Source organism: Sphingomonas sp. T1 (genome assembly GCF_902506585.1).
Taxonomy (GTDB): Bacteria; Pseudomonadota; Alphaproteobacteria; order Sphingomonadales; family Sphingomonadaceae; genus Sphingomonas; species Sphingomonas aerolata.
On record NZ_LR733875.1, the window covers coordinates 2,133,905 to 2,150,660 of the forward strand.

At 67.1% G+C, this 16,756-nt stretch carries 16 protein-coding genes and 1 other RNA gene; 13 read left to right on the plus strand and 4 right to left on the minus strand.

The window, feature by feature from the left end; genetic code table 11:
• Window positions 1-94 precede the first annotated feature (94 nt).
• The 8 genes from GV027_RS09685 (at window position 95) to GV027_RS09720 (ending at window position 9,710) form a co-directional block, all read left to right on the plus strand.
• On the plus strand, window positions 95-853 hold the full coding sequence (locus GV027_RS09685; protein ID WP_159511726.1) for a DUF448 domain-containing protein: 759 nt from the start codon (window positions 95-97) through the stop codon (window positions 851-853).
• Entirely contained in the window at window positions 850-3,699 is a 2,850-nt protein-coding gene (gene infB, locus GV027_RS09690; protein WP_159511727.1) for a translation initiation factor IF-2, read from the plus strand. Before GV027_RS09685 ends, infB begins: the two co-directional genes overlap by 4 nt.
• A gap of 117 nt (window positions 3,700-3,816) precedes the next feature.
• Window positions 3,817-4,206 (plus strand): 30S ribosome-binding factor RbfA, encoded by a 390-nt coding sequence (rbfA, locus tag GV027_RS09695; protein WP_031396110.1) that lies wholly within the window; start codon window positions 3,817-3,819, stop codon window positions 4,204-4,206.
• 33 nt (window positions 4,207-4,239) lie between these two features.
• Window positions 4,240-4,815 carry a thymidine kinase gene (locus tag GV027_RS09700; protein WP_159511728.1) on the plus strand — a complete coding sequence of 192 codons (576 nt, stop codon included), beginning with the start codon at window positions 4,240-4,242 and terminating at the stop codon, window positions 4,813-4,815.
• A 150-nt stretch (window positions 4,816-4,965) separates the two neighbouring features.
• Entirely contained in the window at window positions 4,966-5,874 is a 909-nt protein-coding gene (truB, locus tag GV027_RS09705) for a tRNA pseudouridine(55) synthase TruB (RefSeq protein WP_159511729.1), read from the plus strand.
• Between the two features lie 20 nt (window positions 5,875-5,894).
• The gene (gene rpsO, locus GV027_RS09710) at window positions 5,895-6,164 is read left to right on the plus strand and encodes a 30S ribosomal protein S15 (RefSeq protein WP_031394369.1); all 270 of its coding nucleotides are present in this window, start codon (window positions 5,895-5,897) and stop codon (window positions 6,162-6,164) included.
• Between the two features lie 194 nt (window positions 6,165-6,358).
• The gene (pnp, locus tag GV027_RS09715; protein WP_056405276.1) at window positions 6,359-8,779 is read left to right on the plus strand and encodes a polyribonucleotide nucleotidyltransferase; all 2,421 of its coding nucleotides are present in this window, start codon (window positions 6,359-6,361) and stop codon (window positions 8,777-8,779) included.
• 214 nt (window positions 8,780-8,993) lie between these two features.
• Complete coding sequence (locus GV027_RS09720) at window positions 8,994-9,710, plus strand: hypothetical protein (protein ID WP_159511730.1); 717 nt, start codon at window positions 8,994-8,996, stop codon at window positions 9,708-9,710.
• Window positions 9,711-9,777: 67 nt separating this feature from the next.
• On the opposite strand, the gene ssrA is transcribed toward GV027_RS09720, so the two are convergent.
• Window positions 9,778-10,133, minus strand: a transfer-messenger RNA (tmRNA) gene (gene ssrA / locus GV027_RS09725).
• A gap of 60 nt (window positions 10,134-10,193) precedes the next feature.
• On the opposite strand from ssrA, the gene GV027_RS09730 reads away from it, so the two are divergent.
• A complete protein-coding gene (locus GV027_RS09730; RefSeq protein WP_031394858.1) occupies window positions 10,194-10,625 on the plus strand; it encodes an RrF2 family transcriptional regulator in 432 nt (143 codons plus the stop codon).
• Between the two features lie 36 nt (window positions 10,626-10,661).
• On the opposite strand, the gene mscL is transcribed toward GV027_RS09730, so the two are convergent.
• Entirely contained in the window at window positions 10,662-11,132 is a 471-nt protein-coding gene (gene mscL, locus GV027_RS09735) for a large conductance mechanosensitive channel protein MscL (protein ID WP_031394859.1), read from the minus strand.
• 104 nt (window positions 11,133-11,236) lie between these two features.
• Here mscL and GV027_RS09740 point away from each other — a divergent pair, with 104 nt between their 5' ends.
• Genes GV027_RS09740 through GV027_RS09755 form a run of 4 tightly spaced genes read left to right on the plus strand, consistent with a single transcriptional unit; the run spans window position 11,237 to window position 13,880 of the window.
• Window positions 11,237-11,836 carry a LemA family protein gene (locus tag GV027_RS09740; protein WP_031394860.1) on the plus strand — a complete coding sequence of 200 codons (600 nt, stop codon included), beginning with the start codon at window positions 11,237-11,239 and terminating at the stop codon, window positions 11,834-11,836.
• Between the two features lie 16 nt (window positions 11,837-11,852).
• Window positions 11,853-12,707: a TPM domain-containing protein gene (locus GV027_RS09745; protein ID WP_159511731.1), complete on the plus strand. Its 855-nt coding sequence runs from the start codon at window positions 11,853-11,855 to the stop codon at window positions 12,705-12,707.
• A 1-nt stretch (window position 12,708) separates the two neighbouring features.
• Window positions 12,709-13,380, plus strand: a complete 672-nt coding sequence (locus GV027_RS09750; protein ID WP_159511732.1) for a TPM domain-containing protein — start codon at window positions 12,709-12,711, stop codon at window positions 13,378-13,380.
• Window positions 13,377-13,880 (plus strand): NUDIX hydrolase, encoded by a 504-nt coding sequence (locus GV027_RS09755; RefSeq protein WP_443029530.1) that lies wholly within the window; start codon window positions 13,377-13,379, stop codon window positions 13,878-13,880. Before GV027_RS09750 ends, GV027_RS09755 begins: the two co-directional genes overlap by 4 nt.
• A gap of 57 nt (window positions 13,881-13,937) precedes the next feature.
• Here the strand turns inward: GV027_RS09755 and GV027_RS09760 are convergent, their stop codons facing one another.
• Window positions 13,938-14,219, minus strand: a complete 282-nt coding sequence (locus GV027_RS09760) for an ETC complex I subunit (protein WP_031440756.1) — start codon at window positions 14,217-14,219, stop codon at window positions 13,938-13,940.
• Between the two features lie 9 nt (window positions 14,220-14,228).
• Entirely contained in the window at window positions 14,229-16,685 is a 2,457-nt protein-coding gene (gene hrpB / locus GV027_RS09765; RefSeq protein ID WP_159512841.1) for an ATP-dependent helicase HrpB, read from the minus strand.
• Between the last annotated feature and the right edge of the window lie 71 nt (window positions 16,686-16,756).

Here is a 16,756-nt window from a genome sequence, read left to right on the forward strand (position 1 = left end):
CTCCCATCCCGCAAGCGGGAGAGGACCGAAGGGTGGGCGCTCGGCCTCGGCTAAGAACAAGGGTGCAGGTGGGCGCGAGCCGAACCCATCCCGCATGCGCGAGGGGGATAAAGACGCCCCCATTCGCAAGTGCATCCTGTCGGGCGAGCGCGATGTTCGGCCACATCTGGTGCGACTCGCGCTGGCCCCCGATGGCCAGATTCATCCCGACGTGCGTGCCAAGGCTCCTGGCCGTGGCGCGTGGATCGGGGTGACGCGAATCGAACTCGAAGCGGCGATCAAGAAGGGCAAGCTCAAGGGCGCGCTCGCTCGGGCGTTCAAGACTGGCGAGTTTACCATCGCACCCGAGCTTCCCGCGCAGATCGAAGCCGCGCTTGAGCGCAACGCACTCGACCGGCTCGGGCTCGAATCGCGCTCGGGCACCGTCCTGATCGGCTCGGACCGGATCGAGCAGAATGCGCGCCAGGGCAAGCTGAAGGCGCTGTATCATGCGTCCGACGCGGCCGAGGACGGCAACCGTAAGCTCGACCAGGCGTGGCGTATCGGCAACGATGTCGAAGGCTCGGGCCTGCGGGGGTTGGCACTGCCTGCGTCACGTACCATATTGGCATTGGCGCTGGGGCGGGAGAATGTGGTACACATTGGCCTGACTGACCGCGCTGCAGCAAAGCGGGTGAGCGAAGCGCTCGACCGTTGGCTGCATTTTATCGGCCCCGAACCTTCTCCCGTGTCTTGCGAAACGGCCTCGCAGGGCGCATCGGCGTCTCAACAAAACGGGACGTCACCCATAACAGGGGCGTCCGGATCGACCGGACACAGCCCGGCCGTGGACATGACTGAGGAATTTGAGTGAGCGACACGGACAACGAGAAGCCGAAACTTGGCATGCGCGCACCTTTGGGTGTTAAGCGCACGGTCGAGACCGGCCAGGTGAAGCAGAGCTTCAGCCACGGCCGATCGAATACGGTGATCGTGGAAACCAAGCGTGCGCGCGTCCTGCGCCGTCCGGGCGAGCCCGACGGTCCGGTCGCCGATGCGCCGGTTGCCGCGCCCGCGCCGGTTGCGGCCCCCGCACCGGCTCCGCAGGCGCGTGCGCCACAGCCCGCCCCCGCACCGGTACGCCAGCAGGCACCGAGCAACCTGTCGCCGCAGGAGCGGCAGGCCAAGCTTCTCCGCGAGGCGGAAGAGCAGCGGATGAACACGCTCGAAGAGGGGCGTCGTCGCCAGGAAGCCGAGCGCGCCAAGGCCGCCGAGGACGAGCGCAACCGCATCGCCGAACGCGCGCGTGCCGAGGCGGAAGCCAAGGCTGCACCTGCGCCGAAGCCCGTCGAGGCGCCTGCGCCCGCACCTGCACCGGCACCCGTCGTCGAAGCAGCGCCGGTCGTAGCGCCGACGCCCGCTGCCGCGCCGGTTGAAGCCCCCGTTGCGGCGGCCCCTGCCCCCGCTGCGGCCCCGGCACCCGCGCCGACCCCGGCGCTAGCACCGGTGGCGGCACCAGCACCGGCCCCCAAGCCGGCGCCCGCGCCCGTCGCACCGCCGGCCCCGCCGCCGATTCTCGAATTGTCGCGCGATCCGTCGATGCCGGCACCCCGCCGGTTCTCGCCAGTCGCCCGTCCCGAGCGTCCTCCGCCGCCGCCGAAGCCCGTTCCGGCACCTGCGCCTGCAGCGCCGGCGACGACCGCCAATGCCGGCACGACCGCAGCGCGCCCTGGTGCAACCGGTGCCAACGCGCCGGCTGGCGGCGTTCGTCGCGACGCACCCCCGGCACGGCCGCAGCAGCGTGACCGCAAGGGCGACGATCGTCGCACCTCGGGCAAGCTGACCGTCAACCGCGCACTCGGTGATGGCGATGGCGCCCGCGCCCGTTCGCTCGCCGCGCTCAAGCGTGCGCGTGAGAAGGAGCGTCGTGGCACCGGTGGTCCACGCGAGCCGCAGGCCAAGCAGGTCCGCGACGTGGTCGTCCCCGAGGCGATCACCGTGCAGGAACTCGCCATCCGTATGGCCGAGAAGGGTGCCGACCTCGTCAAGGCGCTGTTCAAGATGGGCATGCCCGTTACGATGACGCAGACGATCGACCAGGATACGGCCGAACTGCTCGTCACCGAATTCGGTCACAACCTGACGCGCGTCAGCGATGTCGACCAGGATCTGGCGAACGACACGATCGACGATGCCGAGGAGACTCTGCGTCCGCGTGCCCCGGTCGTCACGATCATGGGTCACGTCGATCACGGCAAGACGTCGCTGCTCGATGCCCTGCGCGGCACCGACGTGGTGCGCGGCGAAGCGGGTGGCATCACCCAGCATATCGGCGCGTATCAGGTCACGCTGAAGGACAAGTCGAAGATCACCTTCCTCGACACGCCGGGCCATGAGGCGTTCACGCAGATGCGTGCGCGCGGTGCGGATGTCACCGACATCGTCATCCTGGTGGTGGCGGCAGACGACGGCCTGATGCCGCAGACGGTGGAGGCGATCGCCCACACCAAGGCGGCAGGCGTGCCGATGATCGTCGCGATCAACAAGATCGACAAGGAGGGCGCCAATGCCCAGAAGGTGCGCGAGCGCCTGCTGAGCGAGGAGATCGTGGTCGAGGACATGGGCGGCGACGTCCAGGACGTCGAAGTCTCCGCGACCAAGAAGATCGGTCTCGACACGTTGATCGAGAAGATCCAGCTCCAGGCCGAACTGCTCGAATTGCGCGCCAATCCGGATCGCGCGGCCGAGGGTACGGTGATCGAGGCCAAGCTCGACAAGGGTCGTGGCCCGGTCGCGACGATCCTCGTCAATCGTGGTACGCTGAAGGTTGGCGACATCTTCGTGGTCGGCGGCGAGAGCGGCAAGGTTCGTGCGCTGGTCGACGACAAGGGCAAGCAGATCAAGGAAGCGGGTCCGGCGATGCCGGTCGAGGTCCTCGGTCTGTCGGGCGTGCCGTCAGCAGGCGATCCGTTCCAGGTTGTCGAGAACGAGGCACGGGCCCGCGAAGTCGCGGAATATCGTCGCAGCGTGAAGACCGACAAGCGCACCGCATCGGTTCCGGCCAGCCTCGAGAGCATGTTCTCGGCGCTCAAGGAAAAGCAGGCGATCGAATATCCGCTGGTCGTGAAGGCGGATACGCAGGGTACCGTCGAGGCGATCGTCGGGGCGATCAACAAGATCTCCACCGACCTGATCAAGGCGCGCGTGCTGAGCTCGGGCGTCGGTGGTATCACCGAGTCGGACGTCACGTTGGCGGCGGCATCGGGTGCACCGATTATCGGCTTCAACGTTCGTCCGAATGCCAAGGCCCGCGAGATCGCGGAGCGCCAGAAGGTCGCGTTCAAATATTATGACGTGATCTACGACCTGATTGACGAGATCCGGGCGGGCATGGCAGGCGAGCTCGGGCCGGAAGCGTTCGAGACGGTCGTCGGTCGTGCCGATATCCGCGAGGTCTTCTCGGCGGGCAAGCATGGCAAGGCGGCGGGTCTGCTCGTTACCGAGGGCAATATCCGCAAGGCGCTCAAGGCACGTATCACGCGCAACGACGTCATCATCTACCAGGGCGAAATCGCATCGCTGCGTCGCTTCAAGGATGATGTCGCCGAAGTCCGCGCCGGGCTTGAGTGTGGCGTGACGTTCACATCGAACTTCGTCGACATCAAGGCCGGCGACGTCCTCGAGACGTTCGAAGTCGAGATGCGCGACCGCACGCTGTAATACTGAAGCCCTCTCCCCCTCGGGGAGAGGGTTGGGTGAGGGGCAGTACCGGGCGGTAACGCCTGCGGCCGCCCCTCACCCCCACCCTCTCCCCGGAGGGGCGAGGGAGTTAGAAGAATGAAGACCGATACCCCAGAGATCAAAACCGTCCGCGCGCTGCGCGTGGGCGAACAGGCGCGTCACGCGCTCAGCGACATCCTCGCGCGCGGCGACGTGCATGATCCGGTGCTCGAAAAGCACCTCGTCACGATCACCGAGGTGCGCATGTCCCCCGACCTGCGTCACGCCACCGTCTTCGTGAAGCCGCTGCTCGGCAAGGACGAGGAAAAGGTGCTGAAGGCGCTGCGGACGAACACCGCCTATCTCCAGCGCGAAGTCGCGACCCGCGTGCAGACGCGCTATGCCGCCAAGCTGAAATTCGTCGCCGACGAAAGCTTCGACGAGGGCACGCACATCGACACACTGTTGCGCGATCCGCATATCGCGCGCGACCTGTCCGAGGATTGACGCCGCCGCGCGACGCGTCTTTGGGTTGAGCCGATGGCCAAGCTGTATTTCTATTATGCGTCGATGAACGCGGGCAAGTCGACCAACCTGCTCCAGGCGGACTTCAACTACCGCGAGCGCGGGATGCGAACGATGCTGTTCACCGCCGCAATCGACGACCGCTTTGCGGCGGGCACGATCACGTCGCGGATCGGGCTTGAGGCACCGGCGATCGCTTTCGATGCGGATACCGATATCGGCGCGTGCATCGCCCGGCAGCACGCCGAGGATGCGATCTCCTGCGTGCTGGTGGACGAGGCACAGTTCCTGACCGCGCCTCAGGTCGACCAGCTGGCGGAGATCTGCGACGTGGTCGGCATCCCGGTGCTCGCCTACGGCTTGCGCACCGATTTCCAGGGCGCGCTGTTCCCCGGCTCCGCGCGGCTGCTCGCGCTGGCGGACTCGCTGGTCGAGATCAAGTCGGTGTGCATGTGTGGGCGCAAGGCGACGATGAACCTGCGCGTCGACGCGAACGGCCGCGCGATCGCCGAGGGGCAGCAGACCGAGATCGGCGGCAACGATCGCTATATTGCGTTGTGCCGACGGCATTTCACCGAGGCTTTGGGGTAGCTCCCTGCCCTTCGCCCCTTCCCGTCATCCTGACGAAAGTCAGGACCCAGGGTACCAAACACCGTCTCTCGTGGCTCTGGGTCCTGACTTTCGTCAGGATGACGGAGTGGGTGGGGCTCGCCCTGCCCCGATATTCAAGGATCCTACGACATGCATGGCTGGATCATTCTCGACAAGCCGCTGGGGCTGGGCTCGACGCAGGGCGTATCCGCCGTGAAGCGGGCGCTGCGCAATGGCGGCTATGGCAAGTTCAAGGTCGGCCACGGCGGCACGCTCGATCCGCTCGCGACCGGCGTGCTGCCGATCGCGGTCGGCGAGGCGACCAAGCTCGCCGGCCGGATGCTCGACAGCGACAAGATCTATGATTTCTCCATCATGTTCGGGGTCCAGACCGACACGCTCGACGCTGAGGGCGTGAGCATCGCCACCTCCGACGTGCGCCCGACGATGGCGGCGGTCGAGGCGGTGCTGGCGCAGTTCACCGGCCCGATCGCACAGGTGCCCCCCGCCTATTCTGCGCTCAAGGTCGACGGCGAGCGCGCCTACGACCTCGCCCGCGCCGGGCAGGACGTGGTGCTGGCCAGCCGGAATGTGACGATCCACACGCTCACCCCCCACCCCACCCGTCTTTTGGATGACGAGGTCGGGGAGGAACTGGAGGCGGTCACCCTCACCGCGCATGTCTCCAAGGGCACCTATATCCGCTCCCTCGCGCGCGACATCGCGCTGGCGCTCGGAACCGTCGGCCACGTCACCATGCTGCGGCGCGTCAAGGCCGGTCCGTTCGACCTCTTATCGGCGATATCGCTGGACAAACTGGACGAACTCGCTAAGGCCTCCGCGCTTGAAGATGTACTACTGCCCTTGAGGGTGGCGCTGGACGACATCCCGGCTCTCTCCCTCACCCCCGACCAGGCAGGGGCGCTCCGACAGGGGCGTATCTTGGCCGGGATCGCCGCAGACCATGGCCAATACTTCGCCGAGCTGGACGCTGTCCCGGTCGCGCTGGTCGAGGTCGAGGACGGAGACGTCCGGGTCGTTCGCGGTTTCAATCTGTGATGTCGAAGGACTGAGAATTCATGACGATTACCGCTGAACGCAAGACCGAGCTGGTCAAGATCCACGCACGCCAGGACGGCGACACGGGTTCGCCCGAAGTCCAGGTCGCGATCCTGACCGAGCGGATCAAGAACCTGACCGAGCACTTCAAGGGCCACAAGAAGGACAACCACTCGCGTCGTGGTCTCCTGATGATGGTCAACAAGCGCCGGTCGCTGCTGGACTACCTCCGTCACAAGGACGGCCAGCGCTATCTGGATCTGATCGCGAAGCTCGGTCTCCGCAAGTAAAACGAACGGCTCCCTTCGGGGGGCCGTTTTTGTATATACGACTTTGATTCCGCGCCATCGCGCGCGGAGGCAAACGCCAGGACGCAATTCGGTGGACTGGCAAGGAGCGACAACTCGCTCCACACCGCCGCGAGCCGGCTTAGCTCGCACATAGGCCCCGGTCGGCATCTGGCCGCCGGAGTGAAGGAAACGAAATGTTCGATACCAAAACCGTAAGCGCCCAGTGGGGCGGCAAGACGCTGACGCTCGAGACCGGCCGCGTGGCCCGTCAGGCAAACGGCGCCGTGCTCGCCACCCTCGGCGAGACCGTCGTTCTGTGCGCCGTCACGGCTGCACGGACCGTCAAGGAAGGGCAGGATTTCTTCCCGCTCACCGTCCATTACCAGGAGAAGTTCTCCGCAAGCGGCCGCATCCCCGGTGGCTTCTTCAAGCGTGAGCGCGGCGCGACCGAAAAGGAGACGCTGACCAGCCGTCTTATCGATCGCCCGATCCGTCCCCTCTTCCCAGAGGGTTTCTACAACGAGATCAACGTGATCTGCCAGGTTCTGTCGTATGACGGCGAGAACGAGCCGGACATCCTCGCGATGGTCGCGGCGTCGGCTGCGCTGACGATCTCGGGCGTGCCGTTCATGGGCCCGATCGGCGCAGCGCGCGTCGGCTATGTCGATGGCGCGTACATCCTCAACCCCACGCTCGACGAAGCCAAGGCGGGTGACCTCGACCTCGTCGTCGCCGCCACCGGCCAGGCCGTGATGATGGTCGAGTCGGAAGCCAAGGAGCTCTCGGAAGAGATCATGCTCGGCGCGGTCCAGTTCGCGCACAAGGCATGCCGCGAAGCCGCCAACCTGATCATCGATCTGGCCGAGCAGGCTGCCAAGGATCCTTGGGAAATGGCCGAGCAGGCCGACCTGTCGACCGCCAAGGACAAGCTGAAGAAGCTGATCGGCAAGGACATTGCGGCCGCCTACAAGGTGACCGACAAGTCCAAGCGTTCGGACCTGCTGAACGCCGCACGCGCCAAGGGCAAGACCGCCTTTGCCGATGCGACCCCGCAGGACCAGATGGCGGCCGGCAAGCTGATGAAGAAGCTGGAGGCGGAGATCGTCCGCGGCGCCATCCTCAAGGACGGCACCCGCATCGACGGCCGCACCACCACGCAGATCCGTCCGATCGAAGCGATGGTCCACTTCCTTCCGCGGACGCACGGCTCGGCGCTGTTCACGCGCGGCGAGACGCAGTCGATCTGCACCACCACGCTCGGCACGCGCGACGCAGAGCAGATGATCGACGGCCTCAACGGTCTGTCGTACGAAAACTTCATGCTCCACTACAACTTCCCGCCCTACTCGGTCGGTGAAGTCGGTCGCTTCGGTGCGCCGGGTCGTCGCGAAGTCGGCCACGGCAAGCTCGCCTGGCGCGCGCTGCACCCGGTGCTGCCGTCGAAGGAAGAGTTCCCGTACACGATCCGCGTTCTGTCGGACATCACGGAGAGCAACGGCTCGTCGTCGATGGCGACGGTCTGCGGCGGCTCGCTGTCGATGATGGATGCGGGCGTTCCGCTCAAGCGTCCGGTGTCGGGCATCGCGATGGGCCTGATCCTCGAGGGCAAGAACTTCGCGGTTCTGTCGGACATCCTGGGCGACGAGGATCACCTCGGCGACATGGACTTCAAGGTTGCTGGCACGTCCGAGGGCATCACCACGATGCAGATGGACATCAAGATCGCCGGCATCACCGAAGAGATCATGGGCAAGGCGCTGGCACAGGCCAAGGAAGGCCGTGCGCACATCCTGGGCGAAATGGCCAAGGCGCTCGACCACACGCGTGAGGAGCTGTCGGCACACGCACCGCGTATTGAGACCTTCACGATCGAGAAGTCGAAGATTCGTGAAGTCATCGGCACCGGCGGCAAGGTGATCCGCGAGATCGTCGCGCAGACCGGCGCCAAGGTCGACATCGACGACGAGGGCGTGATCAAGGTGTCGTCGTCCGACCCAGCGCAGATCGAAGCCGCGATCAAGTGGATCAAGGGCCTCGTCGAGGAAGCCGAAGTCGGCAAGGTCTATGACGGCAAGGTCGTCAACCTCGTGGACTTCGGTGCGTTCGTGAACTTCATGGGTGGCAAGGACGGTCTCGTCCACGTGTCCGAAATCAAGAACGAGCGCGTCGAGAAGGTCTCGGATGCGCTGAGCGAAGGCCAGGAAGTCAAGGTCAAGGTCCTCGAGATCGATCCGCGCGGCAAGGTTCGCCTGTCGATGCGCGTCGTCGACCAGACGACCGGCGAAGAGCTGGAGGACACGCGTCCTGCCCGTGAGCCGCGCGAAGGCGGTGATCGTGGTCCGCGCGGTCCGCGTCGCGATGGCGATGGTGGTCGTGACGCCGGTAACGGCGGTGGCGGTCGTGGCCCGCGCGGCGAAGGCGGCGGCGGTGATCGTGGTCCCCGTGGCCCGCGTCGTGATGGTGATGGCGGTCGTGATGGCGGCAACGGCGGGGGCCGTGGCCCGCGTCGCGACGGCGGTGGCCAGGGCGGCGAGCGCGCTCCCCGCGCCGAGCGTTCGGACGGCGACAAGGCCCCCGAGTTCGCCCCGGCGTTCCTGACGGGTGATCGCGACTAAGCGATCTTGCCGACTAGCAACTAGCGAAGGGGGATCCGGGCAACCGGGTCCCCTTTTTCGTGGCGATCACGATTGCGGGAGCCGACGGCGCGATGCCGCGGGATCCGCGTCCTGCAATTTGTACGAGAATGACGGCCGGACACGCTGCTACCGGCTTGCGGGGTCCAGCCTGCATGCGCATTCTCGGCCAAGGCAGCAAAGATGCGGGGGCATCATGGCAACCTTGGCGACCAGCGTGTCGGCGATCACCGCCGAGCGGCGTTTCTATCTCATGCTGGCTGCGATCATCGCGGTCACCGTCTTCGCGGGGTTCGGGCTGGACCTGCAGCGGACAGACTGGAACATCGTCGGGCTTCCCGCCCAGGTCCATCTGCACGCTGCCGTCTTCTTCGGCTGGATCATCCTCTACGTTGCGCAGAACTGGCTGGTCGACCGGGGGTCGATCGCGACGCACCGGCGACTGGGCGTCGCAACCGCATGTCTGGTCCCGGTCATGGTCGTGGTGGGCGTCGCGACGACGGTCATGGCCGTCCGGCTCAACCGCGTCCCGCCCTTCTTCACGCCGGGCCTTTTCCTCGCGCTCGACCTTCAGATCATCGGCTTTGCGATCCTGGCGGGCTGGGCGATCCAGCTGAGACACCGGTCCGACTGGCACAAGCGCCTGATGCTGTCCGCGACGATCCTGATCATGTCGCCGGCGCTGGGGCGCATCTTGCCGATGCCGCTCATGGGTCCGTCCGGGACCTGGGCGATATTCATCGCGACCATGGCCTATCTGGGCGCTGCGATGCTGTTCGATGCGCAACTGCGCGGGCGGGTGCACCTGGCCTATTGGTGGGGCGCGGGAATGCTGACCCTCGTCCAGCTGCTGATCGGGATCGTCGGGTTCAGCCCGCGGCTCGACAAGCTGGTCGCGCAACTTGCCGCCTGACGGCGGGCGCGCGCTTGAGTATGATTTGAGTGGGGAGCTTCTGTTGCTCGGTGCCCCCCGTACCGCCGGTTTCCACTTCTGTTGCCCGGTGTGGCCCGAACCGCGCTTTCGTCCGTATAACTTAGGTCGTTAGACCGTCAGTTATGCGGCAATTGCGAGTGCTTCGTTATCGTTGGCACTTGTGTATGGGCCGTTGCGGTGGTCCCATTCCGAGCGAAACATAGCGTCGTTGAACACACGTCGATCCTAGTTCGACCCCGTCATCGTCCCCCTCTTGCGAAGAGGGCGGTGGTGGAGTCGCCGGGTACTGCCCCCGGGTCCGCTGTGTCTATGACACGCCACGGTTTATCGCCATAGTCACCAGGAGAGAATTCCCCCGATGACGCTTGTGATATAGAGCGACGGTCGGCCGATTAAAAGCCCGTGATTTTGCCCTTTGCGGCCTTTCGCTCGCCACAAACCGCGTGCATAGAAATCTGTATTATGTTGACGCAGCGCTCTCGCTACGCGCTTCGCGCGATGATCTTCCTTGGCGGCGCCCCGGTCGGGGGTCCACCGATCCCGATGACCCGCATCGCGGCGGAGGCCAATGTCCCGCGCAAGTTTCTCGAGCTGATCCTTGCGGACCTGCGCGAGTCCGGCCTGCTGCACAGCCATCGCGGCAAGATGGGCGGCTATCGCCTGTCGCGCCCCAGCCACCTGATCTCGCTCGGCGAAATCATCCGGATCATCGAGGGCCCGCTCGCGCTGGTGCCTTGCGTAAGCCGGACCGCCTATCGGCCCTGCCTGGACTGCAAGAGCGAGGCAGACTGCGCGATCCGCTTTGCGATGATGCGCGTCCGCGACGAGACTGCGCGGATCCTCGACGGCACGAGCCTGGCGGATGCCAACGCCGAGGATCTGGCCGCAGCCTGATCTCCCCCTCCCCGCGCGGGGAGAGGGACAGGTCGATCAGCCGCGTGCCTTGAGTTCGTCGCGGATCTCCCGCAGCAGCGCGATCTCGACCGGCTCGGGCGCCGGCGCGACAGGAGTCGCTTCTTCCTCACGCTTGAGCCGCGCGGTTTCACGCTCGATCAGCGCCGCCGCGCGGTTCACGACGCGCAGGATCATGAAGATGATGAAGGCGACGATCACGAAGTTGACGAGTTGCGTCGCGAACGCGCCATAGCCGAGCAACGGCACCCCCGCCTTCTTCAGCGCCGCATAGTCGCTGAGCGAACCGGCATAGTTTGCAGGGACAGGCCCCATCCGCCAGAAATAGCTCGAAAAGTCGAGCCCGCCGAAAATCTTGCCGATCACCGGCATCAGCACGTCGTCGGTCAGCGAGGTGACGATCTTGCTGAACGCCGCCCCGATGATCACCGCAATAGCCAGATCAAGCACGTTGCCGCGCATGATGAACGCCTTGAATTCCTTGAGCATTCTCGCCCCCTTTTCCAGTCCACCGCACGCTAGCCATCGATTTCGGTTTCGCCAAGCCGGTCCGCTGTCCTATGGGGGTGATACAGACCAGCAGGAGAGCCCCGATGTCGTCCTATGCCCAGATTCTTCGCGGATCCGCCGTCGTTGCGCTCGCGGCGACGCTTGGCGGCTGCGGGATCAACAGCATCCCGACCGCCGAGGAAAATGTGAAGGCGCGCTGGGCTGATGTCCAGAACGACTATCAGCGTCGCGCCGACCTGATCCCCAACCTCGTCGCGACGGTCAAGGCGGCCGGCGCGCAGGAAAAGAGCATTCTGGTCGAGGTGACCCAGGCGCGCGCCGCCGCGAGCACGGTGCAGGTCTCGGGCGACGACCTGACCGACCCTGCGAAGATCGAGCAGTTTTCGCGCGTGCAAGGTGCCGTCGGGCTGTCGCTGCAGCGACTGCAGGAGGCTTATCCCGAGCTCAAGAGCCAGGCCAATTACACCACGCTGATGAGCCAGCTCGAAGGCACCGAGAACCGCATCACGATCGCACGGCGCGACTATAACGGCGCGGTCCAGGCTTATAACACCAAGATCCGCACCTTCCCCGACGCGGTCGGCGCGAAGATCTTCTATGGCGCAAAGCCGATGGTGCCGTTTGCCGCGACCACGCCGGGGGCCGAGACGGCGCCGACGGTGAACTTCGGCAACGCGAGCTGATCGCGGGGCCGGCGGCATGATCCGCGTCCTCTCGGCGCTCCTCTTCGCGGTGCTGCTCGGCAGCGGCACCGCAGGCGCCCAGACCTTCCCGAAATTCACCGGCTTCGTCGTGGATTCGGCAAACGTGATCCCGCCCGAGCAGGAAGCGGCGCTCACCAAACGACTCGACGATCTGCAAAAGGCGACGGGCAACCAGCTGGTCGTCGCGACCGTCGCCGATCTGCAGGGCTATCCGATCGAGGATTATGGCTATCGCCTGCTGCGGAACTGGGGGGTCGGGCTGAAGGACGCCAATAACGGTGCGATCCTGCTCGTCGCGCCGAACGATCGCAAGGTGCGGATCGAGGTCGGCTATGGGCTGGAACCGGTCCTGACCGACGCGTTTTCGAGCGTCGTAATCAACCAGCAGATCCTGCCGCGCTTCAAGGCCGGGGACATGACCGGCGGGATCGTCGCGGGCACGAATGCGGTCGCGGACCAGCTCGCTTTGCCCGACGCCGAGGCCCGCGCGAAGGTCGGCGCAGCGGCGGCCGAATATGACAAGACGCATCGCCGCGCGCCGTCCGGCAACGGTGGCGGCGTGCCGATCGGGCTGATCATCTTCGGGATCGTGGCCGCCGCGATCGTCATTCCGATGATCTCGCGGCGTGCCGGTGGCACCCGCTATTCAAGCGGTGGCGGCGGCAACGGGACACTGCCGATCGTGCTGTGGAGCATCGCCAACGAGATGTCACGGCGCGGCGGCGGCGGTGGTAGCAGCTGGGGCGGCGGCGGTGGCGGCGACAGCGGCGGCGGTGGCTGGATGGGCGGCGGTTTTGGCGGCGGCGGCGGCGGTTCTGCCGGCGGCGGCGGCGCATCGGGGAGTTGGTGACATGCGGTTGAGCGAAGCCGATCACGGCCGCGTCACCGCCGCGGTGACGCAGGCCGAAACCACGACGACGGGCGAGATCGTCACGATCGTCGCGCGCCAGTCGGACGCCTATCACGACGTCTCGCTGCAATGGTCCGTGCTCGCCATGCTGCTGAGCCTTGCGGTGCTCGCGCTGCACCCCGTGGCGGCTGACCAGATCTATGCGCGGCTTGTCGATCCCTGGGCGCAGTCGGCGCCACAGGGCGCGTTGTTCGCGATCGCGCTCGTCCTGATGACGCTGGTGTTCCTGGGCATGCGCCTGCTGCTTACTATCCCCGCGTTGCGACTCGCGCTGACACCGGGCGCGACGAAATCGCGCCGGGTGCGCCGGCGTGCGGTAACGCTGTTCCGAGCGGGCGCGGAAAAGCGCACGCGGGGCGCGACGGGCGTGTTGCTGTACCTGTCGCTTGCCGAGCACCGCGCGGAGATCGTCGCGGACTCGGGCATCCATTCGCGCGTGCCGAACGAGATCTGGGGTGCGGCGATGGCCGCCGTGCTCACCGCGGTGCGCGACGACCGGCCGGTAGACGGCATGGCCGACGCCGTTGCGCAGATCGGCACGGTACTCGCCGAGCATTTTCCGCGAACCGGTGCGGCGATCAATGAACTTCCCGACAGGCTGATCGAATTATGAGCACGACCGTATGGGCGGGCAAGTTCCTGACCGTGCAGACCGAAGGTACGTGGGAATATGCGGAACGCCGCGGGCAGATCGCGGCAGCCGTGATCGTCGCGATCGACGCGGGCGACGTCATCCTGGTCGAACAGTTTCGCGTACCGCTGGGCCGCGCCTGCCTCGAACTGCCTGCCGGGCTGGTGGGTGACGAGACCGCAGGCGAGAGCGTCGCGGTCGCCGCCGGGCGCGAGCTCGAGGAGGAAACCGGCTACCGCGCGGCCGCGATCGAGGATCTGGGGCTCTTCTATTCGTCGCCAGGCATGACGTCCGAATGCTTCACGCTGGTCCGTGCGACCGGGCTGACCAAAGTCGGCGACGGCGGCGGCGATGGTGACGAGAACATCACCGTGCACCGCGTACCGCTCACCGACATTCCCGCCTTTATCGCGGCGAAGCGCGAGGCGGGCGTTGCGATCGACGCGAAGATGCTGCTGATCCTCGCGGGATCGATCCTCTAGCGACGCGCGCGCTGAGCCGTTTTCAGCCCCGTCGCCGGAACGGCGTCGGGTAGTCGCTTACTTGAAGTTGTCCGCGTAGCTCTGCAGCTTCAGCGTCTTCTGCGGCGCCGGCACGACCGTGTAGCCGAACCCCTCACGCTCGCAATGCGCGATCGCGGCCTCGGCGGTCGGGAAGAACAGGCGGAGCTGGTCGCGCGTGTCGCCGCTGCCGGCCCAGCCGGTCAGCGGGTCGGGGCGCTTGGGCTCCGAGGGTTCGAATTCGAGCTGCCAGCTGTCGGTCCGGTGCTTGCCGGACTGCATGGCGTTCTTGGGGCGCTGGAAGATACGGGCGGTTGGCATGGCATCCCCTTATCGCGAAGTTGCGCCCCTTGCATCCGCCTTTTTCGTGCGCAGCGTCGCCGATGCAGCGGCGGGATCGTCGGGCCAGGGATGCTTGGGGTAGCGACCGCGCATTTCCTTGGCGACCGCGACCCAGCTTCCCGCCCAGAAACCGGGCAGATCGCGCGTCGTCTGGATCGGGCGCCCGGCCGGCGACGTGAGGCTCAGCACCAGCGGAACGCGCGCTTCGCCGATGGTCGGGTGCACGCCCAGCCCGAACAGCGCCTGGACGCGCAGCTCGACACGGGGGCCTCCCTCGGCGGCATAGTCGATCGCGTGCGTACTGCCCGCCGGACTCGTGAAATCGGGCGGCGCGAGGCGGTTGATCGTCTGCATCGCATCCCAGCCGAGCAGGTTGCGCAACGCCTCGACGAGTGCCCCCGGGGCGATCGCATCGAGTCGGCGCTTTCCGACGAGCAGCGGCGTGAGCCATTCGTCCAGGCGGTCGAGCAACGCCGCATCGTCGAGCGGCACGCCTGCATAGGCGGCGCGGTCGCGCAACGCCTGCCCGCCGTCGCTCCACGGCAGCAGCGAAAGACCGTGCTCGCGAACCGCCTCCAACAGCGCGGCGAGGATCGCGTCGGGATCCGCGCCGCTGTCCGGACCACTCGACAGCCGGATCGCGCCGAGCCGCCGGTCGCGCAGCGCTTGGATGCCGCCGGTCGCCGGGTCGAAGCTGACCGTGCGGCGCGATTCGATCCGATCGGCGAACAGCGCCTCGACCGTCGGCTGGTCGATCACCGCCGCGGACAGGATCCGTGCGCCTGCCGCAGACCCCTGCGTATCGGCGACCGCAAGCCACTCCGCACGCGCCAGCGGCGACGTCGGATCGAGCCGGAACCCGCGTCCGCCGACCGATGCCCAGGTTTCGCCGGACGGATCACGCCGCCGGGCGACGCGGTCGGGATAGCCAAGCGCGATGCACGTGGCGACGCCCCCGTCTGCCGGCGAGAGAGACCCGCGCGACGGTGCGAGGCGGGCCCACCGCTCGGCCATCCCGCGCGCGGCCTGCGCCTTCGCGCCGCGTTCGGTCTTCCAGCGGCGCAAGCGGGATTCGACATCGACATCCTGGCCGCCGATGCCACGCTCGCCGAGCAGCACCGCGACCTGCGCGGCGACCTCGGCCAGCCCCCGCTCCCCGGCGCGCAACAGCATATGGGCGAGGCGTGGCGGCATCGGCAGCTTTGCGATCGCGCGGCCATGCGCCGTCGGGCGACCGTCTGCGTCGATCGCTCCGAGCGTCGCCAGCCGGCGTAGCGCCTCGTCGATCGCCGCAGCGGGCGGCGCATCGATCCAGCGCAGGTCGCGGGGGTCGGCGACACCCCACAAGGCACAGGCGAGTACGAGCGCGGACAGATCAGCCTCGAGTATTTCGGGCGGATCATAGCGCGGCAGCCCCGCGGTCGCGGCCTCTTCCCACAACCGGTAGGCGGTGCCTGGGCCCAGACGCGCGGCCCGGCCGGCCCGCTGCGTGACCGCGGCCTGGCTCGCGCGTTCGGTGACGAGGCGGGTCATGCCCGCCGCGCGATCGTAACGCGGACGCCGCGCGAGACCGGAATCGACGACGATCCGGATCCCGTCGAGCGTCAGGCTGGTCTCGGCGATGCTGGTCGCCAGCACGACCTTGCGACGGCCATCGGGTTCGGGAAGGATCGCCGCGCGCTGCGCCGCCGGATCGAGACTGCCATGGAGTTCGTGCACGACGATGTCGTCGGGCAGGTTCGCAAGCCGGTCCGCGGTCCGTTCGATTTCCGCGACGCCGGGCAGGAAGGCGAGCACGCCCCCCTGCTCCTCGACGAGTGCCCGGCGGATCGCCGCCGCTATGCCATCCTCGATCCGCGCCTCTGCCGCGCGACCGATATGCCGCAGCGTCAGCGGATAGCTGCGCCCCTCGCTCTCGATCACCGGCGCGTCGTCCATCACCGCGGCGAACCGCGCGCCGTCGAGCGTCGCCGACATCGCGACCAGTCGCAGGTCGGGGCGGAAGCCCGCCTGCACGTCGAGGGCGAGCGCGAGCCCGAAATCGCCGTCGAGGCTGCGTTCGTGCACCTCGTCGAACAGCACCGCGGACACCCCCGCCAGTTCCGGGTCGGACTGGATCCGCGCGACGAAGATGCCCTCGGTGACGACCGTGACGCGCGTCGCCGCGGATCGCTTGCTGTCCATCCGCGTCGCATAGCCATAGGTCCGGCCGACCGGCTCGCCCGCCGTCGCCGCCATGCGCTCCGCCGCGGCGCGCGCCGCCAGTCGGCGGGGTGAGAGCAGCAGGATCTCGCCGGTGCACCAGGCTTGCTCGAGCAGCGCAGGCGCGACCGCGGTCGTCTTGCCCGCGCCCGGCGGCGCGACGAGCACGGCGGAGGACCGCGTACGCAGCGCGGTAAGCAGTTCGGGCAGGACGGCAAGGATCGGTAGCGGCGGCGGGGTCATCGCCGCCTGCTGCCACAGATCGATCGTGGCGCAACCGCTTTTCAGAGGTCCGCGCACCACCGCGACCGTCG